Annotated in this window: 21 protein-coding genes and 1 pseudogene; 9 read left to right on the top strand and 13 right to left on the bottom strand. The window is 68.8% G+C overall.

Features of this window, described 5'->3' with window-relative positions:
• Nucleotides 1–181: 181 nt before the first annotated feature.
• The 6 genes from VFZ09_RS48410 to VFZ09_RS48385 all read right to left on the bottom strand — a co-directional run bounded on the left by VFZ09_RS48410 (nucleotide 182) and on the right by VFZ09_RS48385 (nucleotide 6,781).
• Nucleotides 182–985, bottom strand: coding sequence for a class I SAM-dependent methyltransferase (locus tag VFZ09_RS48410; protein WP_329734646.1), 804 nt, complete (start codon nucleotides 983–985; stop codon nucleotides 182–184).
• A gap of 75 nt (nucleotides 986–1,060) precedes the next feature.
• Nucleotides 1,061–3,169: a sensor domain-containing diguanylate cyclase gene (locus tag VFZ09_RS48405; RefSeq protein ID WP_329734657.1), complete on the bottom strand. Its 2,109-nt coding sequence runs from the start codon at nucleotides 3,167–3,169 to the stop codon at nucleotides 1,061–1,063.
• A 62-nt stretch (nucleotides 3,170–3,231) separates the two neighbouring features.
• Nucleotides 3,232–3,468: an FtsB family cell division protein gene (locus tag VFZ09_RS48400; protein WP_414640813.1), complete on the bottom strand. Its 237-nt coding sequence runs from the start codon at nucleotides 3,466–3,468 to the stop codon at nucleotides 3,232–3,234.
• 309 nt (nucleotides 3,469–3,777) lie between these two features.
• Nucleotides 3,778–5,610: a sensor histidine kinase gene (locus VFZ09_RS48395; protein ID WP_329734645.1), complete on the bottom strand. Its 1,833-nt coding sequence runs from the start codon at nucleotides 5,608–5,610 to the stop codon at nucleotides 3,778–3,780.
• Between the two features lie 200 nt (nucleotides 5,611–5,810).
• The gene (locus VFZ09_RS48390) at nucleotides 5,811–6,332 is read right to left on the bottom strand and encodes a TlpA disulfide reductase family protein (protein ID WP_329734644.1); all 522 of its coding nucleotides are present in this window, start codon (nucleotides 6,330–6,332) and stop codon (nucleotides 5,811–5,813) included.
• Nucleotides 6,329–6,781, bottom strand: coding sequence for a Fur family transcriptional regulator (locus tag VFZ09_RS48385; RefSeq protein ID WP_198956123.1), 453 nt, complete (start codon nucleotides 6,779–6,781; stop codon nucleotides 6,329–6,331). Before VFZ09_RS48385 ends, VFZ09_RS48390 begins: the two co-directional genes overlap by 4 nt.
• 219 nt (nucleotides 6,782–7,000) lie before the next feature.
• On the opposite strand from VFZ09_RS48385, the gene VFZ09_RS48380 reads away from it, so the two are divergent.
• Complete coding sequence (locus VFZ09_RS48380; RefSeq protein WP_329734643.1) at nucleotides 7,001–8,227, top strand: hypothetical protein; 1,227 nt, start codon at nucleotides 7,001–7,003, stop codon at nucleotides 8,225–8,227.
• A 15-nt stretch (nucleotides 8,228–8,242) separates the two neighbouring features.
• Nucleotides 8,243–8,341, top strand: a pseudogene (locus VFZ09_RS48375) (FmdB family zinc ribbon protein); the annotation flags it as partial.
• Between the two features lie 74 nt (nucleotides 8,342–8,415).
• On the opposite strand, the gene VFZ09_RS48370 reads toward VFZ09_RS48375, so the two are convergent.
• Nucleotides 8,416–8,589: a hypothetical protein gene (locus VFZ09_RS48370; protein WP_329734658.1), complete on the bottom strand. Its 174-nt coding sequence runs from the start codon at nucleotides 8,587–8,589 to the stop codon at nucleotides 8,416–8,418.
• Nucleotides 8,590–8,890: 301 nt separating this feature from the next.
• Here VFZ09_RS48370 and VFZ09_RS48365 point away from each other — a divergent pair, with 301 nt between their 5' ends.
• Together VFZ09_RS48365 and VFZ09_RS48360 are read left to right on the top strand one after the other, a co-directional pair.
• Nucleotides 8,891–9,499 carry a hypothetical protein gene (locus VFZ09_RS48365; protein ID WP_329734642.1) on the top strand — a complete coding sequence of 203 codons (609 nt, stop codon included), beginning with the start codon at nucleotides 8,891–8,893 and terminating at the stop codon, nucleotides 9,497–9,499.
• 13 nt (nucleotides 9,500–9,512) lie between these two features.
• Nucleotides 9,513–10,253, top strand: a complete 741-nt coding sequence (locus tag VFZ09_RS48360; protein WP_329734641.1) for a hypothetical protein — start codon at nucleotides 9,513–9,515, stop codon at nucleotides 10,251–10,253.
• A gap of 36 nt (nucleotides 10,254–10,289) precedes the next feature.
• On the opposite strand, the gene VFZ09_RS48355 is transcribed toward VFZ09_RS48360, so the two are convergent.
• The gene (locus tag VFZ09_RS48355; RefSeq protein WP_329734640.1) at nucleotides 10,290–11,039 is read right to left on the bottom strand and encodes a PHP domain-containing protein; all 750 of its coding nucleotides are present in this window, start codon (nucleotides 11,037–11,039) and stop codon (nucleotides 10,290–10,292) included.
• A gap of 67 nt (nucleotides 11,040–11,106) precedes the next feature.
• Nucleotides 11,107–11,382: a hypothetical protein gene (locus tag VFZ09_RS48350; protein WP_043410121.1), complete on the bottom strand. Its 276-nt coding sequence runs from the start codon at nucleotides 11,380–11,382 to the stop codon at nucleotides 11,107–11,109.
• A gap of 214 nt (nucleotides 11,383–11,596) precedes the next feature.
• On the opposite strand from VFZ09_RS48350, the gene VFZ09_RS48345 reads away from it, so the two are divergent.
• Nucleotides 11,597–11,788, top strand: a complete 192-nt coding sequence (locus tag VFZ09_RS48345; protein WP_047857644.1) for a hypothetical protein — start codon at nucleotides 11,597–11,599, stop codon at nucleotides 11,786–11,788.
• Nucleotides 11,789–11,982: 194 nt separating this feature from the next.
• On the opposite strand, the gene VFZ09_RS48340 is transcribed toward VFZ09_RS48345, so the two are convergent.
• From VFZ09_RS48340 to VFZ09_RS48330, 4 genes are read right to left on the bottom strand one after another with little or no spacing between them, the layout of a single operon-like run.
• Nucleotides 11,983–12,783, bottom strand: a complete 801-nt coding sequence (locus tag VFZ09_RS48340) for a ribonuclease E inhibitor RraB (RefSeq protein WP_329734639.1) — start codon at nucleotides 12,781–12,783, stop codon at nucleotides 11,983–11,985.
• Nucleotide 12,784: 1 nt separating this feature from the next.
• The gene (locus VFZ09_RS51840; RefSeq protein WP_414640814.1) at nucleotides 12,785–13,279 is read right to left on the bottom strand and encodes an Imm21 family immunity protein; all 495 of its coding nucleotides are present in this window, start codon (nucleotides 13,277–13,279) and stop codon (nucleotides 12,785–12,787) included.
• A 17-nt stretch (nucleotides 13,280–13,296) separates the two neighbouring features.
• Nucleotides 13,297–14,106 (bottom strand): ribonuclease E inhibitor RraB, encoded by an 810-nt coding sequence (locus tag VFZ09_RS48335; RefSeq protein ID WP_329734638.1) that lies wholly within the window; start codon nucleotides 14,104–14,106, stop codon nucleotides 13,297–13,299.
• A gap of 1 nt (nucleotide 14,107) precedes the next feature.
• Complete coding sequence (locus VFZ09_RS48330; protein WP_329734637.1) at nucleotides 14,108–15,493, bottom strand: hypothetical protein; 1,386 nt, start codon at nucleotides 15,491–15,493, stop codon at nucleotides 14,108–14,110.
• Between the two features lie 315 nt (nucleotides 15,494–15,808).
• Between VFZ09_RS48330 and VFZ09_RS48325 the strand changes: the two genes are divergently transcribed.
• Genes VFZ09_RS48325 through glgB form a run of 4 tightly spaced genes read left to right on the top strand, consistent with a single transcriptional unit; the run spans nucleotide 15,809 to nucleotide 23,018 of the window.
• Nucleotides 15,809–17,809 carry an alpha-1,4-glucan--maltose-1-phosphate maltosyltransferase gene (locus VFZ09_RS48325; protein WP_329734636.1) on the top strand — a complete coding sequence of 667 codons (2,001 nt, stop codon included), beginning with the start codon at nucleotides 15,809–15,811 and terminating at the stop codon, nucleotides 17,807–17,809.
• 15 nt (nucleotides 17,810–17,824) lie between these two features.
• Nucleotides 17,825–19,486 carry a maltose alpha-D-glucosyltransferase gene (gene treS / locus VFZ09_RS48320; protein WP_329734635.1) on the top strand — a complete coding sequence of 554 codons (1,662 nt, stop codon included), beginning with the start codon at nucleotides 17,825–17,827 and terminating at the stop codon, nucleotides 19,484–19,486.
• Nucleotides 19,483–20,820, top strand: coding sequence for a maltokinase N-terminal cap-like domain-containing protein (locus VFZ09_RS48315; RefSeq protein WP_329734634.1), 1,338 nt, complete (start codon nucleotides 19,483–19,485; stop codon nucleotides 20,818–20,820). The genes treS and VFZ09_RS48315 overlap by 4 nt, the downstream gene beginning before the upstream one ends.
• Nucleotides 20,817–23,018, top strand: a complete 2,202-nt coding sequence (gene glgB, locus VFZ09_RS48310; RefSeq protein WP_329734633.1) for a 1,4-alpha-glucan branching protein GlgB — start codon at nucleotides 20,817–20,819, stop codon at nucleotides 23,016–23,018. The genes VFZ09_RS48315 and glgB overlap by 4 nt, the downstream gene beginning before the upstream one ends.
• The last annotated feature ends 2 nt before the right edge of the window (nucleotides 23,019–23,020 follow it).

Below are 23,020 nucleotides of genomic sequence, written 5' to 3'. Positions count from 1 at the left end.
GCGGCGGTCCCCCATGCATTAAGGATGGGGTGCGCCACCAGGGTTTTCCCCCTCTCCCTGGAGGGCTCCTGCCCCGGGCTCGGAGACGACTTCTCCGTGTCCCGGGGCAAGGTTTTTGCGGGGGTGCGGCGACTGGTCCACCCGAGCGTAGCCGGAGCCATCGTGGCGGCGCTGTAAGGACCTACCCGTACGAGGCACCCGGAACGCGGCCCCAGATGACGGACGTGTAACGGGAGCCGGGCTCGGCCTCGAGCCCCAGCTTCTTGAGATCGTCCGAGTACTTCGAGCCCTTCACCACCACCCATCGCCGGGCCACGCGCCGGGCCTCTTGCAGCGTCTCGGGCGAGAGCGGGGCGTGCTCGGCGAAGCGGCGGAGCATCTCGAAGGCCGGCTGGGACTTCTTGGGCTTCTCGAACATCGGATCGAAGAGCACGACGTCGAACGAGCCCGAGGGCAGCGAGCGCAGGTACGCATGCGAGTCGGCGTGCACCGGCTCCACGCGGCACGACTGGGAGCCGTAGTCGTAGGCGGCGAGGCCCTCGGAGACGACGGCGTAGAGCGCGAGGCTCTTCTCCAGCCCCACCACCCTGCCCCCTGGCCCCACCACCAGCGCGGCCACCAGTGCGTCCTGCCCGAGCCCCAGCGTGCAATCGAGGACGAGATCTCCCGCGCGCAGCCCGGCCACGCGGACGAGGGCGTCATCCCCGCCCACCTGCCCCGAGAGGATCCGCAGCCGGCGCAGGTGCGCCATGCCCGGGTTGAAGCTGAAGGAGCCCTCGCGATCCCAGAGCGAGACGCCCTCGCGCTCGAAGACGAGGAAGGCGTCGGCCGAGGACGCCAGCATCGGGCCGATGGGCTCCTTCTTGCGCCTCGGGACGAACGGCAGGTTCCAGGCGCGCGCGGCCTCGCGGGCCCGCTTCACGAGGGACTCTTCCGGCTTGCCGCTCGTGGTCACGGCGAGGGGGACACGGGTCTGCTCCTTCACTCCAGATGCTCCTTGCCAACCCGGGGCCCGTGGCACCCTCACCCCGTCCCTCTCCCGGCGGGAGAGGGGTTCTTCTCATCCCTCGACGGCCTGGAGCTTCCGGCCGCCCTGCGCCTCGGCCACCGTCACCGACTGGTTCCGGCCGTGCCGCTTGGCGTAGTACAGGCACTGGTCCGCCTGCTCCACCAGCACCAGCTTGTCCGTGCCGTGGTCCGGCGCCGTCGCGATGCCCAGCGACAGCGTCACCTTCAGCGGGCCCATCTCCGTCTGGAAGACCTCGGCCTTGATGGCCTCGCGGATGCGCTCGGCGATGATCTTCGCGCCCTTGGCGTCCGTCTCCGGCATCAGGATGGCGAACTCCTCGCCGCCGTACCGCGCCACGATGTCCGTGTCCCGGGCCTGCTCGCGGAGGATGCGCGCCACGCCCTTGAGCACCTGGTCTCCCGTCAGGTGGCCGTAGGTGTCGTTCACGCTCTTGAAGTGGTCCACGTCGGTGAGCATCAGCGAGCACTTGCGCCCGTACCGCCGCGAGTGCGCGAGCATCTCGTCCGCCTTCGCCTGGAAGGTGCGGTTGTTGTACAGGCCCGTCATGCCGTCCGTCGTGGCCATGCGCTCCATGGCCTCGTAGAGCTGGGCGCGCAGCACGGCCTGGGCCGCCTGGATGGCGATGACCTCCAGCATGCGCAGCACGTCGTGGTCCAGCGCGGCCTTGCGGCGCGAGCCCGCCACCAGCGTCCCGAGGATCCGGTCCCCCGCGGTGAGCGGGAAGATCTTCAACGCGGCGAGCCCCCGCAGCTGGGTCTCCTCGTCGAAGATGACCTGGCGGTCCATGGCCTTGATGTCGCGCCCGGGCAGCGGCGCGCCGTAGCGCACCACGTTGGCCACCAGCCCGTTGTTGTCCGGGAAGGTGCGGCCCTCGAGCGCCTTGCTCCCCTGGGCCGTGACACCGAGCATCCGCGCCACCTTGTGGACGCGCTTGCCCTCCTGCTCGTTCACGATGGTGACGGCGCAGAAGTCCAGCCCGGCCAGCTGCCGCGCGCTCTCCAGCACCGCCAGGAACACCTGATCCGGGCTGCCGGCGCGGTTGAGCTCCTCGATGGCGCGGAAGAACCGGTCCTTCTCGTCGCGCGTCTTGCGGATGTACGTCATCACCCGCTCGACCTCGATGGAGCGCAGCACCTCGGCGGCGATCGTCGTCAGGAGCTTCTCGTCGTCGTCCGAGAACGGGTTGTGCGTCACGCGGTCCGCCACGAGCACACCGCGCACGAGGCCACTGCCGCCCTCGATGATGGGCACGGCGAGCACGGCGCCGAGCGTGGGCGCGCTGCCGTCGTACCAGGTGATGCCCTTGAGCCCGTGGGCCGAGTGCATGCGCACCGGGGCCCTGCGCTTGAGCACGCCACCGAGCATGCCCTCGCCCGCGTTGAAGCGCTCGCGCTGCACGCGGTCCGAGGCGCTGCGGCAGTCGTACAGCTTCAGCCCCTTGTCATCGGACGCCAGCAGGAAGGCCGCGCAGGTGTGGGTGTGCAGGGCCGTCTCGGCGATCTCCAGGGCGGCGCCCACCGCGCCCTCGATCTCCTTCACGGAGGCGAGCAGCCACTTCTCCTCGTCCTTCACATCGGGCGGGTTGTCGTGGGAGCCGGAGCTGACGAGCCGGAAGGTGCGGGCGCGCTCCTCGACCTCCTTGATCCGCTTCTCCACGGCGGCGCTCTCGGCGCGGCGGGCGGCGGCGATGCGGGCGGAGAGGACCAGGTGGTACAGGCCGGCGAAGAGGGCGAGGAAGAGCGCGTGGGTGAGGAAGGAGGTGATGTTGCGATCGGGGCCCTGGAGGGTGATGACCGCATCGAAGGCGAGCGCCACGCCGAGCAGCGCCAGGCCCGCGTTGCGCGGCAGGAAGGCCACGAGGAAGGCCATGACCAGGTAGACGAGGGGGAACACCGCGCCCCCGGCGATGGCCACGACGATGAAGGCCGAGGCGATGAGCACCGCGCCCAGCTCCAGATCATCCCGGAGGTAGATCGGCGCGCCCACGGCGCCGCGGGTGAAGCGCCGCCAGCCCATCACTCCCAATGCGGCGAGCAGGAAGACGACGAGGGAGGCCTCGGTCCAGCCGAGGGTGTGGAGGCCGCGGAAGCCGCCGCGCGCCAGGTGGAGGAAGGCGGACAGGACGGCGGCGCCGGGCATGGCCCGGACCAGGGAGTGGAAGAGCTTGGAGACTGGAGGGATGGCCGAAAGGGCGGACACGGTTACTCCAGATGGAAGACGAGCTCGCCCGGCTTGACGTAGCCGAGCTCCTCGCGCGCGGCGCGCTCGAGGGCGGCGGGATCATTGCGCAGCGCGTTGATCTCGCGAAGAAGGGTGGCGTTCTGCTCGGACAGGACGCGGTTGCGCTCCTGGATGGCCTCGACGTCCTGGCGCAGACGCAGGTAGCGGCGGAAGCCCTTCGCGTCCACCGCTGAGACCAGCGTGAGGACCGCGGCCACACACGCCGCTATACCGAGGAGCTTTCGCCGCACCGTCATGAGTGGCCGGAAGGTACCAGCGGCGACCTACCCGGCAAGAAATCCGCTCCAGGCCTGTAGCGAGCCGTCCCTCTTTCTCACGGAGGACAGTCGCTCCTCGTGGCCAGCGCCCCGTGGCACGCCTCCTGCCAGCATGGAATCCCCTCGCGAAGGAGCCGGATGCCCACCGTGTCCCCCACCCCACCACCCGCCTCCCGGCGCCTGAGCCGGTGGCGCCGTCCGCTCCTGTGGGGGCTGGCAGAAGCTGGGCGAGCGGGTGGACTGAGCGCCTCAGACGGGCGGCACGGAAGCCTCGTCCCGCGAGGCCAGTGCTCCCCTGCCCTCCACGGGCCGCAAGGGAATCCGGACGATGAAGGTGGCGCCCTGGCCCGGCGTGCTCTCGGCCACCACCTCTCCACCCAGCGAGCGCGCCACGTACCGGGTGAGGAACAGCCCCAGGCCCATGCCGCCGTAGTGCCGGTCCGACACGCCCCGCGAGAAACGCTCGAAGATGTGGGGCAGCAGCTCCGGCGCGATGCCGATGCCCTCGTCCCGCACCGTGAGCCGTGCCAGGCCGTCCTCCGCCTCCACCCGCAGGAGCACGGGCCGTCCCGCGCCGAACTTGAGGGCGTTGGACAGCAGGCTCGCCACCACCTGCTCCAGCCGGTGCGCGTCCCACCGGCCCACCACCGGCGCGGGTGCGTCCACCTCCAGGGCACTCCCCGTCCGCCGAGCCACCGGCTCGAAGCGCCGGGCCACCTCGCGCACCAGCGCCGACAGGTCCACGTCCTCCAGGCTCAACACCAGCCTGTCCGTTCCCCACCGGCTGGCGTCCAGCAGATCCTCGATGAGCCGCGTCATCCGCTGCACCTGCTGGTGCCCCGACTCCAGCCGCTGCGCCACGCGGCGGGCGAAGGACTGCTCCGGGTGGACCCGGGCCTCGCGCAGCACCATCTGCAGGTTCAGGCTCAACGGCGTGAGCGGCGTGCGCAGCTCGTGGCTGGCCACGGAGAGGAACTCCTCGCGCAGCCGCAGCGCCTCCCGCGCCTCGGCCAGCAGCAGCACCCGCTCGTCCTCCAGCGCCTTGCGCCGGGTGATGTCCTCGATGGCCGCGAGCATGTACAGGGGCCTGCCCGCGTCATCGCGCACCAGCGACGCGGAGAGGTTCACCCACACCACCGCGCCCCCCGGGTGCAGGTAGCGCTTCTCGTACGTGAAGGAGGACAGCTCCCCGGCCAGCAGCCGGCGCACGTGCGCCTCGTCCCGAGCGCGATCCTCCGGATGGGTGAAGTCCGCGAAGCGCTGCCCGAGCAGCTCCCGCTCGCCGTGGCCGAGGATGTCGCGGAAGCGCGGGTTGAGCAGCACCCAGCGCCCGTCCATGGACACCTGGGCGAGCCCCACCGCCGCCTGGTTGAAGGTGGCGCGGAAGCGGGCCTCGCTGCGCTGCACCCGCGCCTCGGCCCGCTGGTGCTGGCGCAGGCTGCGCACCAGCAACGCCCCACAGGCCCCGGCGGCCAGCACCGCGCCGAGCATCGCCACCCCCAACCGGGTGACGGCGCGCAACCGGGTCCGCTCCTGCTGACGGACGGCCTCCTGGAGCGACTCCTGTTGGAGCGCCACCAGGCGGGAGAGCTCTTGATCCAGGCCCACCCGCAGGGGGCGCAGCTCCGCCTCGAACCGGGCCCTCCAGTCCTCTTTCCGGACCTCCTGCCCGCCCTGGGCCAGGAGGCGATCCATGATCGCCTGGATGGCATGTTGCCGCTCCCGGATGCGGGCCAGCAGCGCCCGCTCCTCCTCTCCGGTGAAGGACTCCTCGAGCTGCCGCAGCCGCAGCTCCCACTCGTGGCGGGTCACCTCCAGCTCCTCGCGGACGTGCGGCTCCGGGGAGAGCAACCAGGAGCGGGCATGGCGGGCGCGCCGCTCGCTCAACACCAGCAGGACCTGCACGGACTCCAGGGTGGAGGCCTCCCGCACCAGGGCCAGGCCCTGCTCATGGGTGACGGAGCGCAGCGTCAGCACCGAGGCCACCCCCACGCTCAGCGCGAGCAGGATCGCCAGGCCCAGGGCCACGAGCAGTCCACCCGTCAGGGAGAGCAGTCCACCCGTCAGGGAGGGCACCCTCATCGGGCCTCCCCCCGCCTCGGGAGCACCCACCCGGACCCGTGCGCCACCGGGGACGGGCGCACACGAGCCATCCGGCTGTCCGCTGCTCCCGTCACCGTATTGCACCTCCCGTGTCCGGAGGCATGCACATCCCCTGTCCCCGGGTGCAAGTCACGGGGTGGTGCCGCTCCGTCCAGGAGACAGATGACCGTGCTCGCGCTTCAGCGGCGCAGGAGTTTTTCCACGGCCCGGGACACGTCCGAGTGACCGGCCATGCCCTGCCAGGCGCCGGCCACCTGGCCCTCCTTGTCCAGCAGGAAGGTGGCGGGCAGCGCGGGGATGAGCCCGAAGGCGCTGTGTCCCTTCTGCATGGGCTCGTCGGACACCAGCACGGGGAAGTTGAGCGCGTACTGCTCGGCGAAGGGCTCCAGCACCTTGAAGCCGTCGATGTCCAACCCGACCAGCACCACCTGGAAGCCCTGGGGGCCATGCTCCTTCTGAAGGGCCTCCAGCGTGGGCAGCTCCGCCAGACACGGGAAGCACCAGGTGGCGAAGAAGGACACCAGCACCACGCGCCCGGGCAGTTGATTCCAGTCCAGGGGCGTGGGTCCCACCGAGGGCAGCGCGAGCGCCCGCAGGTACGGGGAGACCCCCGGGCCCCTCGCGGGCTCCTCGGACACCGTGCGGCACCCGGCCAGCGCCAGCACCAGGGCGCACCCCACCGCCAGGGCCGCGCGCCTCATGCCTCGCTCTTCACGCCCTGCCGCTGACAGTTCCGGCACAGCCCGTACAGCTCCATCTTGTGCGACGTCACCGTGAAGCCGTGCTTGCGCGCCACCGCCTCCTGCATCTGCTCGATGCGGTCATCCTCGAACTCGACGATGGTGCCGCAGTGGGTGCAGATGAGGTGATCATGGTGGTGACGGCCGGCGGCGGCCTCGTAGCGCGTCTGCCCGTCGCCGAAGTTGCGCGCGTGGGCCAGGCCGCACTCGTTGAGCAGCTTCATGGTCCGGTACACCGTGGCCACCGACACCCGGGTGTCCTGCTCGCGGACCCGGTTCCACAGCTCCTCCACGGACAGGTGCCCGCCCACGGAGAAGAAGGTGTCGATGATGAGGCTGCGCTGGCGCGTGCTCTTCAGCCCGTGCTGCGCCATGTACCGCTGAAGCACCTCGTCCATGTCCTGATTCATCACGGCCCGCCTGCCTCCCGAGCCATGCGGATGGCCCCTCGTCCCATCGAATGTCCACCGGCCGAACGTGCGGGGTCCCTGGAGCCCCGCCCGGGTGAGACACCGACTTGCATCGTCTTCTGGCTGTTTAGATTGGGGCCCGTCGGATTCATTGACACCCGTCCGCCAGCGAAGATAGAGGCACCCAGCCTCGTAAACGAGCATTTTTCCGCAACTTTCATGAACAGTCACTGGCAGAGACAGCGGCAACCCGATGACGTGCCCACCCCGGTGGCAGTAGCCGTATCCGACTACTGCAGGCGAGCCAAGGCTCCCGCAACCCCCACCGAGGTCCGCGAAGCGCTCGCCCTGCTGTCCGAGGCCGACGACTTCCGGGTGCGTACCTTGACCGACACCGAGCCGGCGGCCACGCCGCTCGGACCCTTCGCGGTGGTGGACGTGCTCAAGGGCACGGCCCCCGCGATCGCCGCGACGCGGCAGGGGTGCGGTTTCTACGACGTGGTGCAGGAACTGGCCCGGGTGCACGAGGAGAAGCGGCCGCCCGCTCCTCCCCCCGCCCCCGACGTGCCCACCTTCGCCACGCCGGCCCCGCGAGCGGGCGTACCGGCCCCCGTGCCCGCGAAGCCGGAGCAGGCTCCGAGGTCGCGGGGGGAGACGGTCCAGGCGCGGATCGCCCCGCGCAAGCGCACCGCCACCGAGGCCGCTCCGCCCGACTTCGAGGAGGGCGAGGAGGCGTCGAGCTTCCTCAAGAGGGATCTGCCCAAGCCCCGCGGCCGCTTCACCCGCCTGGACGCTCCCAAGACGAGCATGCAGGAGCTGACGCGCGCCTCGGGCAAGGACGTGGTGGAGGCGGCGGTGGGCTCGCACGAGCACCGCTTCGCCCTGCTGCAGTCCCTGGCCCAGCAGTACAACGGCGGCCGGGGGGACCTGACGCTGCAGGAGCTGGAAGGAGTGCTGAGGGCTCACGGGTTGATGGAGGCCATGGAGAACCGCGAGCGCACGGCCCTTCTCAGTGCCTTCACCGAGCACCGCGGCGCCTCCGGCCGGGTCGGCTGGGCGCTGGGCCTGAGTCCCTCCGAGCTGCGTCAGCTCGAGGCCAAGGCCGGCATCTCCCGGGAGGTCGAGGAGGTGCGCGAGCGCTTCCGCCGCGAGGCCCTCACCGGGCGCAACCTGACCCAGAAGTTGGATCTGCTGGGGCGGGACAAGTACCTGGTGGACCTGGGAATCAAGAAGCGTTTCACGGACATGCTCCGCCGGGAGCTCGATGTGCTGACGCGCGACGAGCTGCCGGGGGTCAAGACGCTCTCCGAGCTCGCGGACGTGGTGGCCCGCAAGCACGGCGCCCCGTCCGAGCTCGTGCTCCGTGCGCTCGAGCGCCTGGGAGTGGCCGAGGGCCTGCGCAAGCGGGGCTCGGAGCCCTCCCCTCATTCCACGCCTGAGTCTTAGTGAAGAGGCCAAGCCATGCCCATCTACGAGTACGCCTGTAAGTCCTGTGGGAAGACGATCGATGTGCTGCAGAAGGTCAGCGACCCGACGCCCGAGACCTGCTCCGCCTGCGGAGCCCAGGACTCGCTGAGCAAGGTCGTCAGCCGCTCCAGCTTCGTCCTCAAGGGAGGGGGCTGGTATTCGGACCTCTACAGCTCCACCAAGAAGGACGGGAGCAGCTCCAGCAGCGGCTCGTCGACCAGCAGCTCCAGCGCCCCCTCGAGCGGCGCCAGCGGCTCGTCGGACGCGGGCTCGAGCTCGAGCTCCTCCAGCTCCAGCTCCAGCAGCACCCCGAGCACCCCGGCGGCGGCGGCCGGAAGCAAGAGCTGAGCGGCCGAAAAGTCGCGCGGGTGGCGGACCGGAGGGAGAGTTGGCCACGTGCCATTCCCTCCTTCCAAGCGTCCCCCCCGCCGTTGCGTGCTCTGTGGCCATCCAGAGCTGACCGACGCCCGTGGTCTGGGCCGTTTCCTGCTGGTGCCGGACCCCGATGGCCGGGGCCCCATCTGTCCGCCCCTGAAGGGCTGCGGAGAGCAAAGCCGCGCCCGGGACAACGCATCGCTGACGCCGAGCCCCCGCTGAGCTAAGGAAGGCGCCCTCCCGCGTATCCACGCCGAGGTGCGTCCGATGCTCGCTTCCCTGTTGCTCGCGTCGTTGTTGGCCACGTCCCCCGCTCTGGAGCCGGCTTTCGCCGCCGATCCGACGGTCTCCTTCGCCCACGCCATGGAGGGCCGCCACGCGCGGCTCCTGGACGAGGCTCCCCTGGCGGAAACCTTCCACGCCAACCTCACCCCGGAGGGCTTCACGGATGCCCTGCACTACGGCCGTCTGCACGAGCCGCTGCGCCAGGAGTCCGGAGGCCGCGGCGGAGGAGGCGCCATCAGTGGCGAGGTGCGGCAGGTGCTCGCGCTGGTGCTGGGGCTGTTCATCGGCTTCGGCACGGGCCACCTGCTGGTGAGGGACACGAATGGCTTCCTCCTGTTCCTCGTGGTGGACGTGGCCATCATCGTGGTGAGTTCCGTGTTCCGGTTCGTCGTGGGCGGTGGCTGGTTCTGGGGCCTGGGCGGCGTGGCGCTGCTCGTCTCGCACGTCATCCAGGGCATCGACGCGCTGGCCAAGGCGGGCGGGCCGCGGATCGTCGAGGTCATGCGCGAGCGCGCGGTGCAGGTGGCCGACGTGTCGGGCGGACGCGACGCCCCGGCCATCACCACCCGGGCCTTCTCCTTCAACTTCTGACGGAGACCGAGCCATGAAACGACTGCTCGCCCTGCTCGTCCTCGTCCCCGCGGTGCTGGCCACCGGGTGCGCCAGCCAGACGCTGCTCAGCGCGGAGGATCGCACGAAGCTCCAGCATGATCTGACCACGGGCCCGGCCGCGGTGCGCTACCTGCAGGCCTCCAGCTACGTCACCCCGTTCTTCGGGGATGCGTCGAAGCGGCTGCTGACGCCCTACCCTCCCGAGGAGGTGCGGCTGCTCAACGACACGAAGGGCAACCCGATCAACCCGGGCCCGATCCAGGCGATGGCGCCCGCGGGCACGAAGGTGCGGGTGCTGAAGGTGGAGTTCCCCACGGCGTGGGTGATGGCGGAGCGGGTGCTGTACTCGCCGCGCACGCAGCCCTGGGTGTACCTGGACATCGAGGGCGTGCCGGCGGGGCCGCCGGTCATCCTGGTGCTGCCGCCGCAGCTCAAGACGCCGGAGGACGTGAAGGCCGAGCTGGATCGGCACCTGGCGGAGCATGATCCGGCGCCGAAGATGGCGAAGTTCCAGCAGCGCTTCCAGGAGGCCATCCGGCAGAAGAAGGTGCTCGAGTACATGCCGGAGGGGGCGGTGCAGATGTCCTGGGGGCTGCCGGAGCGCATCCGTCGCACGTTGGACGGGACGCAGGTGCACCAGGAGTGGATCTACCCGGGGGAAAAGCGCCGGGTGTACATCACCGACGGCCTGGTCACCCGGGTGGACGAGGCCCCACCCGCCACGGCGAAGTAGCCGCGGACGACTCCCTCTCCCCCGTGGGGGTGGGGGTCAGCCGCGACGACGGCGCCCACCCCCGCCACCGCCACCGCCTCCACCGCCACGGCGCTTGCCACCCCCGCGGGAGGCCTGGGCCTCGCCCGGGCGGGTGAGCCGGGGCAGCTCGCCGGCCATGACGGGGTAGAAGTCCCCGGCCAGCAACGCGGCCACGAGCTGCTCCTGCGTCTGCACGGGCTTCTTGAAGAAGGTGGCGCCATAGCCCACCTCGTCGAGCGAGCCGCGGGCGTCACTGCCACCGGTGCACGGCAGCTTGAGGACCTCGGCGGCCTCGACGGCGAGATCATTGGAGGTCTGCTTCACGCGGGCGTTGTAGCCCTCCACGGCGCACAGCACGCCGCCGAGCGAGCGGACGTAGTCCATGGCGGGGTTGGGCGAGTCCCGGTCATACGGCCGGGCGGCCACGATGGCGGCGCCGAGCGAGCGCACCTTGGGAAGACACTCGGCGGCACTCCAGGGCTTCTCGCGGTTGCTGCCCCACATCTGCACCGGCTCGGGGGCGCGCTCCGGCTTCGGGAAGAAGCAGAGGTACTGGCCCCGGTCGGTGACGAGCTCGAGGCCGACGAAGACCTTCACCTTGGACTTCGCGCCGATCTCGAAGAGCTCGTCACAACCGTCCTGGGTGTTGGTCTCGGTGAAGGCCACGCCGTCCAGACCGAACAGCGCGGCACGATCCAGGACCGCGCGCGGATCCAGGTCGCAACCCTTGGACAGGTAGGAATGCGCGTGCAGATCGATGAGCATGGGCGCCGGTCCCTAGCAGGCTCCCGTGGGAGCTGTCGAGTGTCGGCGCACCCTGCTCCGCCGGAAATCAGGCGAAGGCGTAGCCCTGGAGCCCGGTGGGCTTGGACTGGCCGTTCTTCTCCTCGTGGGTGCGGATGAGGTAGCCCATCAGCATGAGCGAGGAAGTGTTCTCCAGGACCCGGGAGGGGTCCTTGGAGATGAGGTTGGCGCTGTAGTTGAGGAAGAACTGGGCGAGGTCCTCGCCTGCCTCCTTGACGATCAGCGCGTTGAGCGCGGCGGGATCCATGGTCCGGATCTCATTGATGAAGTCCACCGCCAGGTCCTTCTTCGTCTTGACGTCCACGGCCATCCCCCTTCGCCCAACCCCTTGCCGAGGGCCCGTCCCCCGGGCTTCCAGATCCAGCGACCCGGGGAATCTAGGCATGGCCCCCCGGGCGGGAAGCCCCTGCCTACATGAGGCCCCTACAGGTAAGGTTTTTTGACACCTGTGAAGAGCGCGCGATAACCTTCCTCACACTCAGTACCAGTCCAAAACACAGCGCAAGGAGTGGAAGGCGATGTTCACGGGCGTGAAGGTGTTCTCCGCGACGAAGGCGAAGGAGCGAGAGGAACTGGGTGAGAACGTCACCCGCTGGATCAGGAGCAACTCGGATCTGGAGATCGTGGACCGGGTGGTGGCCCAGTCGAGCGACAACGAGTTCCACTGCTACACGCTGGTGCTGTTCTACAAGCACAAGTCGCAGCCGTAGCCGCCGTCGCAGCCATCCCGGGTCCTGATGACCGAGAGTGGTACCCGATGACCCTGAGCGCGCAGCTCGCCAGGGGCGTCCCTGCTTTACCCCTCATCGCGAACCGAGGCTGGCTCCCAGGAGCTGGTGGCGACCCGTCCGCGGGTATCCGCCCCCTCCCCTGCCGCCCGGGCGCCTTGTGCTCATCCCCTCCGTCAAGCCGGGCTGGGAGTCACTTCGACTTCGTGGCCGTCGTATTCCCCCGAGTGCTCCTGCGCGAGCTGCTCGAGGGTTTCACGGACGGAGTCCAGGTCCGGTGAGTCCGGGCCCACGGTGTGCCAGGCCAGGACGAGCCAGTTCTTTCCCTCGGCGCTCTTGCGGCACTCCACCGTGAAACCCCGTGCGGAGAGCTGGTCGGCCACCGCCTTGCTGGCCTTCGCCGACGGGAAGTACAGGAAGTGCCGGACGCGCTGCGGGGCCGAATCATCCAAGGACTTCGGTGCCTCCGACCTGGGGGACGGTTCTCGCAGCGCTGGGGGAATGCCGACGTCCTGCTCGGGCCGCCATTCGTTCGTCAGCGCGGACACCATCGAATCATGCATCCAGATCCGATCGATGGGCAGGTAGCGCTGCTCCTCGCTCAGTTCCCGGACCAGCGTGTACTCCGTACCTTCGAAGATGAGCCACGCCAGAACCCTGCCTTCTCGACTCATGGCTCCCGCACGCCGGTACATGGCCGGGAATGCCTGGTTGGGTGACACCGGGTGATGGGAGACGACTTCGACGAGTCCTTGGGAGACAGCCGGTCTCACCGGGTAGAAGGCAAAAAACGCCTTGGGGTGGGTTACCAAGACCGTGAAGTCCGCCGGACGCGTGGCGAAGAAGCCGGGCAGCACGCGGATGGCCTCGAAGTACGGCCGATAGGTGAAGTAGGTGTAATGAATGTAGGCCAGCCCCCTGGGCGTGCTGACCTCCAGGACGTCTCCGATACGGACCCGCGTGCGCCGCTTCGTCATGTCATCTTTCTGAGTGCGGCTCGAACGCATGCACCAGGAACTTCATGTCCCGAGCAGGAGCGAATTCATACACGTGGACAACGTAAGAACCGGGCTCCAGTTCCATTTCGAGCGTGTCAACAGGGTGCTCGCCATGGGCTCCGGCATCCATGAGAACCAGGGGAGAACTACCGACACGAATGGCGACGGATTCCATGGGGCCTCGCAAGAGCAGGGGCGCCATGGCCGTCATAGAGGATTCCGCGACACCGGGAGAGGGTGCGTAGACCCACCGCACCAGACAAGGCCTTCCGTTTAGACGGGAGACCGCGGTCTGGAGAGGTTCGTCGCCAAGCACGAGAACATGGCTCCCCTCCTTTTCGATGACACCCGCGTATCCCTCGACGCCGCAAGCCACCTCATAGTCGGAGGGAACTCCGCACGTCCCCTGCCATCGCGGTTGCAAGCTCTTGGGGATGAGCACCAGCGGACCTCCGGCAGAAGAAATCCACTGCATGAACCCACCCTTCACTTTCATGGAGACGATTCCGTGCAGGGAATCATCTCGACTTCGTGACCGTCGTACTCCCCTGAATGCTCTTGCGCGAGGCGCTCCAGGGTCTCACGCACGGAGTCCAGGTCCGGTGTATCCGGGCCCACCGTGTGCCCGGCCAGGACGAGCCAGTTCTTCCCCTCGGCGCTCTTGCGGCGCTCCACCGTGAAGCGCTGTGCGGAGAGCTGGTCGGCCACCGCCTTGCTGGCCTTCGCCGTCGGGAAGTACAGGAAGTGCCGGACGCGCTGCGGGGCGGAGTCCTCCGAGCGCTTCGGCACCTCCGGTGTGGGGGCCGGTGCTTGCCGTGCTGGGGGGATGCCAATGTCGTGCTCGGGCCGCCATTCCTTCACCAAGGCGGACACCAGGGAGTCGTGCATCCAGATCCGATCGATGGGCAGGTAGCGCTGCTCCTCGCTGAGCTCTCGGACCAGCGTCTGCTTCGTGCCCTCGCAGATTCGCCAGGCCAGGACCCTGCCTTCCCGGCTCCTTGCTCCGGCCCACCGGTATACGGCCGGGAACGCCTTATCGGCAGACACCGGGTGGTGGGCAACAATCTCGACAACGCCCTCGGAGACCGCAACTCGCGCCGGGTAGAAGGCAAAGTATGCCTTCGGGTGGTTGACGAGATCCGTGAAGTCCACAGGGCGCGTGGCGAAGAATCCCGGCAGCACGCGGATGACCTCGAAGTACGGCCTATAGGTGAAGTAGGTGTGATGGATATAGGCCAGCCCCCTGGGTGTGCTGACCTCCAGGACATCTCCGATACGAACCCGCTTACGCCGCTTCGTCATGTCATTTCACCGTGTAGCCGATGGATTCGAGAAGTTCCAATCCCCGGCGCAGTGCGGCGGCGTACTTCGGATTGGAGCGGGCGATGCTGTTGATGCGGTTCATCAGCGTCCCTCCGTTCTTGCCGAGACCATGGATTTCAATCAACGCCTGCTCAACAGCCCGCGCATCCTCCCTCGATAGGTTCTCCATGAACCTTTCAATAGGAATGCCCTTTTGCCTGAGCTGCTCAGCGCTGCGCCTTGCGATGGCATCGGTGATACCCACGTACTGGACATCTCCAGTGACTGGGCTCTCGGAAATGTAGACGGACGTCTTTCCGGAAGAGGGCTGTCCACCGCCCGGACCCTGGGCCGTCATGGCCACTGCCCCCGGTGCCAGGGCAATGGCAAAGCTCCCCTCCGCGGACACGGCCACGGACCGCACCTCGCCCACGGCGGCCCACTGGAAGCCCGCCTGGGACTCCGCCAGCACCGCCGCCCGCGAGGCCCCAGGCAATCCCGGCCCCTTCACCGCCAGCCCCGCCGTGTTCCCGAGCGCCGCCGTCGTCAGAAGGATGAAGACGCGCGCCGAGTTCTTCCCCATCACCCGGCCGAACCGCTCGCCCGCCGCGCGCAGCTCGGCGAAGGTGGTGGCCTGGTCCGCCTCCGCGACCAGTAGCCTCCAGCCCTGGATGAGGCTCCAGACAGTGTCCACGCCAAGGTAGGCGATGAGCCCGGCCGTCAGGCTGGCAGCCAGGCCCTTGCTCGCGGGCTCGGGAATCGACCAGAGCATCAGGTACATGGCCATGGCGGACACGAGGGTGGCTCGCACCGCCTCCGGACTGGCCATGTCCTTGAAGGCCTCCCGCGTCTCGTTCCACACCACGCCGAGCGCCAGCTCCATGGCCACGACGTACCGGCCATCCGCATCGAGGACAGGCCCGTGCTTCAGCAGCGACAGGCAGTCTCGAGATCGCCCCTGGCGCTCACACCAACGACCGTAGTCGTGCGTCAGCGTCAGGCACGCCTGGGCCGCCCGCCGCGCCGTTTCTCCCTCGGGGTCCAGCTCGAGGCGCCGCCCCGTCCACGTCAGGTACACCTCCTCGTGCCAGCGGGAGTCGAACATCAACTGCCGGGCGTGCTGCAGGGGGTTGGCCGCGGGCCGCACCTCCCGCGCCAGCTCGGCCAGGGATGCCTTGAACTCGCCCTCGCGCAACTGTACCGGCGGCTCGCCGCCGCGCGGAGTGACGACGAGGGGCTTGCCCTCACCCGTGTCCAGGCGCACGACCCGTGAGGCCGTGCTGCACCCAACAAGCAGCACCAGCAGCAGGCCCGCCAGCGCGAGCACGATGAAGCCGGGAGACCGCTGCGCTCGCGAGGGGCTCAGATCAACGAGTTGGAGGGACACGCCGCACCTTCCCCAGCCCACCGAAGGGGCCGGAAGCCGAAACTCAAGGATTACAGGCGCTAATCCCCTGGCCCGTCAAACCACCGGGCAAGCAACCCGGGGCCCGCCCCACCACCCCCTGCCCCGTCTGCCCGCTCGCCTGGCCCGAGCGCCGGACAGGGGAGCGGCCCATCCCACCCGGTGTGCACCGTGCGGAGCCATTCCTAACGTTGACGGGCCAACGGGCCGGACGCCTGGAGCGTCTTGAATCAACGCGTGGTGAAAAATAGCGCCAGGGCAGCGCGGCGCGGGGACCTATAGAGGCCACCTGTCTTTATGAGCGAAAGAATCGGAAGCACGGTCATCGAGAACGTCCGCCCCCAGCTGGACGCCGGACGATGGCCCGTGAAGCGCGTCGAGGGCGAGTCCCTCACGGTCAAGGCCGACATCTTCAAGGAGGGTCACGACATCCTGGTGGCCGTGGTGCGCTGGAGGCAATCCGCGCCCAAGGAGCAGGTGACCGAATGGGCCGAGGTGCCCATGGCCGCCAAGGGCAACGACTTGTGGGAGGTCGAGTTCCCCCTCGCCCGCAACGGCCGCTACGAGTTCACCGTCGAGGCCTGGCCGGACCTCTTCGCCACCTGGGTCACCGAGATCAAACGCAAGGTGGACGTGGGCCGTGACGTGCGCAGCGAGCTCCTCGAGGGCGCCGCCATGCTCCGCGCCCACGCCGAGCGCGCCCAGAAGGCCGGCAGCCCCGACGAGGCCCGGCGCCTCACCGAGGCCGCCGCCCTCTTCGACAAGGGCATGAGCCCCAACGCCATCGCCGCGGCCATGGATCCAGGGCTCACCCTCACGGCTTCCAGGTACGTGGATCGCTCCCTCGCCACCCGGTACGACCGCGTGCTCGAGGTCTTCGTGGACCGCGAGAAGGCCCAGTTCAGCGCCTGGTACGAGTTCTTCCCGCGCTCGACGCGCAACGACGGCCGCACGCACGGCTCCTTCCGGGACGCCGAGAAGTGGCTCCCCTACGTGCAGTCGCTGGGCTTCGACGTCATCTACCTGCCACCCATCCACCCCATCGGCCGCACGGCGCGCAAGGGAAAGAACAACAGCCTCACCGCGGGCCCCGAGGACGTGGGCAGCCCCTGGGCCATCGGCGCCGCCGAGGGCGGCCACAAGGCCGTGCACCCCCAGCTCGGCACGCTCGAGGACTTCCGGCACTTCGTCCAGGCCGCCAACGCCCTGGGCATCGAGATCGCCCTGGACATCGCCTGGCAGTGCTCGCCGGACCACCCCTACGTGAAGGAGCACCCCGAGTGGTTCCTCCACCGGCCCGATGGCACCATCAAGACGGCCGAGAACCCGCCCAAGCGCTACGAGGACATCGTCAACTTCGACTGGATGGGCCCCGGGCGTGCCACGCTCTGGCCCGAGCTCAAGTCGGTGGTGATGCACTGGGTGGAGCAGGGCGTGCGCATCTTCCGCGTGGACAACCCGCACACCAAGCCCCTGCCCTTCTGGGCCTGGCTCATCCGCGAGGTCCACTCCGTCCGGCCCGACGTCGTCTTCCTCTCCGAGGCCTTCACCCGTCCCAAGGTGATGAAGGCCCTGGCCAGGCTCGGCTTCCAGCAGTCGTACACCTACTTCACCTGGCGCAACTTCAAGCAGGAGATGGAGGAGTACCTCACGGAGCTCACCTCGCCGCCCGTGGCCGACTTCATGCGCGGCAACCTCTGGCCCAACACCCCGGACATCCTCCCCGAGTTCCTCCAGCGCAGCGGCCCCGGAGGCTTCCGCCTGCGCGCCGCCATGGCCGCCACGCTCTCCAGTACCTGGGGCATGTACTGCGGCTACGAGCTGTGCGAGGGCACTCCCGTCAAGCCGGGCAAGGAGGAGTACCTCGACTCGGAGAAGTACGAGCTCAAGGCGTGGGACCTGGAGCGCCCGGGCAACATCCGCGGCTACATCTCCCGGCTCAACGCCATCCGCCGCGAGCACCGCGCCTTCCAGCTCTACTCCAACCTGCGCTTCCATCCCTCGGACAACGAGCAGGTGATGTTCTACCTGAAGCGCACCCCAGACGGCTCGAGCCAGGTGCTCGTGGCGGTGAGCTTCGATCCCTACCATGCCCAGGAGTCCGTGCTGCACGTGCCCCTGAAGGAGCTGGGCATCCCACCGGACGAGACGTATCAGGTCCACGAGCTGATGACGGACGAGCGGAGCCTGTGGCAGGGGCCCACCGCGCACGTGCGTCTCACGCCCGAGCAGCCCGCGGCCATCTGGGCCGTGTACCGCTTCCGCCGCAGCGAACAGGCGTTCGACTACTACGAATGACACCCCAGCGAGCTTATGACCCGGACGGATCCGCTCTGGTACAAGAAGGCAGTCATCTACGAACTGCACATCCGCGCGTTCTATGACTCGAACGCGGATGGGCACGGGGACATCCCCGGTCTCATCGAGAAGCTCCCGTACCTGCAGGACCTGGGCGTCACCTGCCTGTGGATCCTGCCCCACTACCCGTCACCCCTGAAGGACGACGGCTACGACATCGCGGACTACTACGCGGTGCACCCGGACTACGGCACGCTCGCGGACTTCCAGCGCCTGGTGGACGAGGCCCACAAGCGCGACATCCGCGTCATCAGCGAGCTCGTCGTCAACCACACGAGCGATCAGCACGCCTGGTTCCAGGAGGCGCGGCGCGATCCCAAGAGCCCCAAGCGCGACTTCTACGTCTGGAGCGATACGGACGAGAAGTACCGGGGCACGCGCATCATCTTCACCGACACCGAGCGCTCCAACTGGACGTGGGATCCCGTCGCCAAGCAGTACTTCTGGCACCGCTTCTTCAGCCACCAGCCGGACCTCAACTACGACAACCCCGAGGTCCAGGAGGCCATGCTGGACGTCATGCGCTTCTGGCTGAACATGGGCGTGGACGGCTTCCGCTGCGACGCCGTGCCCTACCTCTTCGAGCGCGAGGGCACCAACTGCGAGAACCTCCCCGAGACCCACGCCTTCCTCAAGAAGCTGCGCAAGACGCTCGACGCGGAGTACGGCGGCGACAAGATGCTGCTCGCCGAGGCCAACCAGTGGCCCGCCGACGTGCGCGTCTACTTCGGTGACGGCGACGAGTTCCACATGGGCTTCCACTTCCCCGTGATGCCCCGCCTCTTCATGGCGGTGCGCCGCGAGGACCGCACGCCCATCGTGGAAATCCTCCAGCAGACCCCGGACATCCCCGACAACTGCCAGTGGGCCATCTTCCTGCGCAACCACGACGAGCTGACGCTCGAGATGGTCACGGACGAGGACCGCGACTACATGTACCGGGAGTACGCCACGGATCCGCGCATGCGCATCAACCTCGGCATCCGGCGCCGGCTCGCTCCCCTCATGGACAACGGGCGGCGGCGGATCGAGCTGATGCACAGCCTGCTGTTCACCCTGCCCGGCACCCCCGTCATGTACTACGGGGATGAGATCGGCATGGGGGACAACATCTACCTGGGCGATCGCAACGGCGTGCGCACCCCCATGCAGTGGACGAGCGACCGCAACGCGGGCTTCTCCCGCGCCGACTACGCGCGCCTGTACGCCCCCATCATCGCGGACCCCGTCTACGGCTATCAGTCCATCAACGTGGAGGCCCAGGAGCGCACCCGCTCGTCCATGCTCAACTGGATGAAGCGGCTGCTGCGCGTACGCCAGCGCTACCCCGCCTTCGCCATGGGCAAGCTGCGCTGGGTCCACCACGACAACCGCAAGGTGCTCGCCTTCACCCGCGAGTACGAGGGACAGACGATCCTCATCATCTGCAACCTCTCGCGCTTCGCCCAGCCGGCGGTGCTCGACATGCGCGAGTGGGAGGGCCAGGTGCCCGTGGAGCTGATCGGCGAGACGCCCTTCCCGCGCATCTCCGGCATGCCGTACCAGCTCACGCTCGGCCCCTACATGTTCCTGTGGTTCCGCCTCGAGAAGCTCGCGCCCGGGAGAGGAATGCCGTGACCGCCCCCATCGACCTGACCAAACTGCCAGACTACCTCCGCAACCAGCGCTGGTTCGCCGGCAAGGCCTGGCCCATCAAGGCCGTCACCGTGGTGGACCACGCCCGCGTCGAGCTGCCCGGCGGACGCGACTTCACCCTCGCCGTGGTGGAGGTCACCTACGAGCTGGGCCACCCGGACCGCTACCTGCTCCCCGTGGAGAGCAAGGGCGAGGGCGTCCAGGACGCGCTCGATGACGTGGAGGTGCTGCGCGGTCTCTTCAGCCTCATCCGTGAGAAGCGCTCCATCCCCAGCGCCTCGGGCTCGGTGAAGGGCGAGTGGCTGGACACCCCCGAGGGGTTGATGGCCCTGCCCTCGCCCCTGCCCGTGCGCCGGCTCCAGGTGGAGCAGAGCAACACCTCGGTGGTGGTGGCCGAGAAGGTCATCTTCAAGGTCATCCGCAAGCTGGAGGCCGGCCTCAACCCCGAGTACGAGGTGGGCCGCTTCCTCGCCACGAAGACGTCCTTCCGGGCCACGCCCACCCTGCTGGGCGCGCTCCAGTCCGAGGGGCCCGCGGGCGCCACCCTCGCCGTGGTCCACCGCTACATCCCCCACGTCACCGACGGCTGGCTCTACACGCTGAAGCACTTCCGCGCCGGACCCCGGCTGACGGACGCCTTCCTCGGCGAGCTGCGCGGCCTGGGCCAGCGGCTGGGCGAGCTGCACCATGCGTTCGCCTCCAGCACGGATGATCCCGCCTTCTCCCCGGAGCCCCTCCTCGCCGAGGACATGCAGCGCTGGAGCGCCTCCATCGTGGGAGAGATGGGCGTCACCCTCAACGAGGCCTCCCGCCAGTTCCCCGACCTGGAGGGCCGCCGCGAGAGCCTCATCGGCCACGCCACCCAGCTGGCGCAGGTGCCGCCCTCGGGGCAGAAGATCCGCATCCACGGAGATCTCCACCTCGGCCAGGTACTGCGCACCGAGGGGGACTGGCTCCTCTTCGACTTCGAGGGAGAGCCGGGCCGCAGCTTCGCCCAGCGGCGGGAGAAGTATTCGGCCCTGCGGGACGTTGCGGGAATGTTGCGCTCCTTCGACTACGCGGAGGCGACGGTGGGGCTGGAGGGCCAGAGCGGCGGCGATCGCGTGGGCCCGGCACGCAAGGCCTTTCTCGAGGGCTACCGCGCCGCCACGCGCGGGGCGGCCTTCCTGCCCCAGGACGATGCGTCCTTCAATTCGATGCTTGACGCCTTCGAGCTGGAGAAGATGCTCTACGAAGTGCGCTACGAGTTGCAGAACCGGCCGGACTGGGTGCGCATCCCCGTCCAGGCACTCATGAGGATGGAGGTTCGCAAGTGAAGAAGCCGATGGATCGGCAGCAGGTGGATGCGGAGCTGCAGCAGGTGGTGGAGCTGAGGCACCCCGAGCCGCATCGCGTGCTGGGCATCCACCCGGATGGGGACGCGATCGTCGTCCGGGCCTTCCGCCCGGATGCCGTGGCCCTCCACGTGTTGCCCGAGTTCGGCGGGCGGATTCCCATGACGCACCGGCTGGGGGGCGTCTTCGAGGCCCGGATCAACGGCAAGACGGAGCACTTCAACTACCTCATCGAGGTGGAGTACCCGGGCAACAAGAAGTTCACCCTGAGGGACCCCTACAGCTTCCTGCCCACGCTGGGCGACATCGACCTGCACCTGGTGGGCGAGGGCCGGCACGAGGACGTGTGGAAGCGCATGGGAGCCCACCCCATCCACCACAGCGGCATCAGCGGCGTGGCCTTCGCGGTGTGGGCGCCCACGGCCGCGGGCGTGTCCGTGGTGGGTGACTTCAACAGCTGGGATGGCCGGCTGCACGCCATGCGGCGCATGGGCGCCTCGGGCATCTGGGAGCTCTTCATCCCCGAGGTCGCCGAGGGCACGCGCTACAAGTTCGAGATCCGCCCCGGCCACGGCGGCGCGCGCCTGCTGAAGTCGGACCCGTACGCCTTCCGCACCGAGGTGCCTCCGGCCACGGCCTCGGTGGTGCACGACCTGAACCACTTCCAGTGGTCGGACGGGCAGTGGATGGAGGCGCGCCGCGGGAAGAACGTGGACCACGAGCCGTGGAGTGTCTACGAGGTGCACCTGGCCTCGTGGCGGCGCGTGGTGGAGGACGGCGATCGCTCCCTCAGCTACCGGGAGATGGCCACCGCGCTCGCCGACTACGTGAAGCAGATGGGCTTCACCCACGTGGAGCTGATGCCCGTCTCGGAGCACCCCTTCGGCGGCTCCTGGGGCTACCAGGTGGGCAACTACTACGCCCCCACCGCGCGCTTCGGCCACCCGGATGACTTCCGCTACCTCGTCAACTACCTGCACGAGCAGGGCATCGGCGTGCTGTTGGACTGGGTGCCCGGACACTTCCCCCGGGACGCGCACGCGCTGGGCCAGTTCGACGGCACGGCCCTCTACGAGCACGCGGATCCCCGCCAGGGCACGCAGCCGGACTGGGGCACCTACGTCTTCAACTTCGGCCGCAACGAGGTGCGCAACTTCCTCATCGCCAACGCGCTCTTCTGGCTCGAGGAGTACCACATCGACGGCCTGCGCGTGGACGCGGTGGCCTCCATGCTGTACCTCGACTACAGCCGCAAGCATGGCGAGTGGGTCCCCAACCGCTGGGGCGGCCGCGAGAACGAGGAGGCCATCTCCTTCCTGCGCGAGCTCAACGACACCGTGCGCCGCAAGTTCCCCGGCGCGGTGATGATCGCCGAGGAGTCCACCGCGTGGCCCAAGGTGAGCCAGCCCACCCACGAGGGCGGACTCGGCTTCCACTTCAAGTGGAACATGGGCTGGATGCACGACACGCTGACGTACTACTCGAAGGATCCCATCTACCGTCAGCACCACCACAACCAGCTCACCTTCGGCCTGCTGTACGCCTTCAGCGAGCACTTCATGCTGCCGCTGAGCCATGACGAGGTGGTGCACGGCAAGGGCTCGCTGTACGGGAAGATGCCGGGAGACGCGTGGCAGAAGCGCGCCAACCTCCGGGCGCTGCTGGCGTGGATGTGGGCGCACCCGGGCAAGAAGCTGCTCTTCATGGGCGGCGAGTTCGGCCAGCCCGCCGAGTGGAACAACGACCGGAGCCTGGACTGGCACCTGCTCGGGGATCCGGGCCACGGGGGCATCCGCGCGATGATGGCGGACCTGAACAAGCTCTACCGGAGCCACCCGGCGCTGTACGACGCGGACAGCGAGCCGTTCGGCTTCCAGTGGCTGCAACCGGACGCGGCGGCGGCCAACGTGTTCGCCTTCGTGCGGCGCTCGCGGCAGCCGGGAGGCCACGTGGTGTGCATCGCCAACCTGTCGCCCGTGCCCCGCGAGGGCTACCGCGTCGGCTTCCCCCGGCACGGCGGCTACGTGGAGCTGATGAACACGGACGCCCGGGATTACGGCGGCTCCGGCATCGGCAACATGGGCCGCATCCACACCGAGCAGTTCGGCTGGGACGGACAGGAGGCCTCGGCCACGCTGACGCTGCCTCCCCTCTCCGTGGTGTGGTTCACCCCGGGGTAGGC

The organism is Archangium sp. (assembly GCF_036277355.1).
Taxonomy (GTDB): Bacteria; Myxococcota; Myxococcia; order Myxococcales; family Myxococcaceae; genus Archangium.
Note: the sequence above shows the minus strand (reverse complement) of the source record. Positions and strands in the feature narration are given on the sequence as shown.

Coding starts and splice junctions, on each gene's coding strand:
- VFZ09_RS48385 (WP_198956123.1), bottom strand. CDS start 6,781: ATGAATCAGGACATGGACGAGGTGCTTCAGCGGTACATGGCGCAGCAC.
- VFZ09_RS48365 (WP_329734642.1), top strand. CDS start 8,891: ATGCTCGCTTCCCTGTTGCTCGCGTCGTTGTTGGCCACGTCCCCCGCT.
- VFZ09_RS48355 (WP_329734640.1), bottom strand. CDS start 11,039: ATGCTCATCGATCTGCACGCGCATTCCTACCTGTCCAAGGGTTGCGAC.
- treS (WP_329734635.1), top strand. CDS start 17,825: ATGACCCGGACGGATCCGCTCTGGTACAAGAAGGCAGTCATCTACGAA.
- VFZ09_RS48340 (WP_329734639.1), bottom strand. CDS start 12,783: ATGACGAAGCGGCGCACGCGGGTCCGTATCGGAGACGTCCTGGAGGTC.
- VFZ09_RS48390 (WP_329734644.1), bottom strand. CDS start 6,332: ATGAGGCGCGCGGCCCTGGCGGTGGGGTGCGCCCTGGTGCTGGCGCTG.
- VFZ09_RS48395 (WP_329734645.1), bottom strand. CDS start 5,610: ATGAGGGTGCCCTCCCTGACGGGTGGACTGCTCTCCCTGACGGGTGGA.
- VFZ09_RS48380 (WP_329734643.1), top strand. CDS start 7,001: ATGAACAGTCACTGGCAGAGACAGCGGCAACCCGATGACGTGCCCACC.
- VFZ09_RS48335 (WP_329734638.1), bottom strand. CDS start 14,106: ATGACGAAGCGGCGTAAGCGGGTTCGTATCGGAGATGTCCTGGAGGTC.
- VFZ09_RS48325 (WP_329734636.1), top strand. CDS start 15,809: ATGAGCGAAAGAATCGGAAGCACGGTCATCGAGAACGTCCGCCCCCAG.
- VFZ09_RS48405 (WP_329734657.1), bottom strand. CDS start 3,169: ATGCCCGGCGCCGCCGTCCTGTCCGCCTTCCTCCACCTGGCGCGCGGC.
- VFZ09_RS48360 (WP_329734641.1), top strand. CDS start 9,513: ATGAAACGACTGCTCGCCCTGCTCGTCCTCGTCCCCGCGGTGCTGGCC.
- VFZ09_RS51840 (WP_414640814.1), bottom strand. CDS start 13,279: ATGCAGTGGATTTCTTCTGCCGGAGGTCCGCTGGTGCTCATCCCCAAG.
- VFZ09_RS48345 (WP_047857644.1), top strand. CDS start 11,597: ATGTTCACGGGCGTGAAGGTGTTCTCCGCGACGAAGGCGAAGGAGCGA.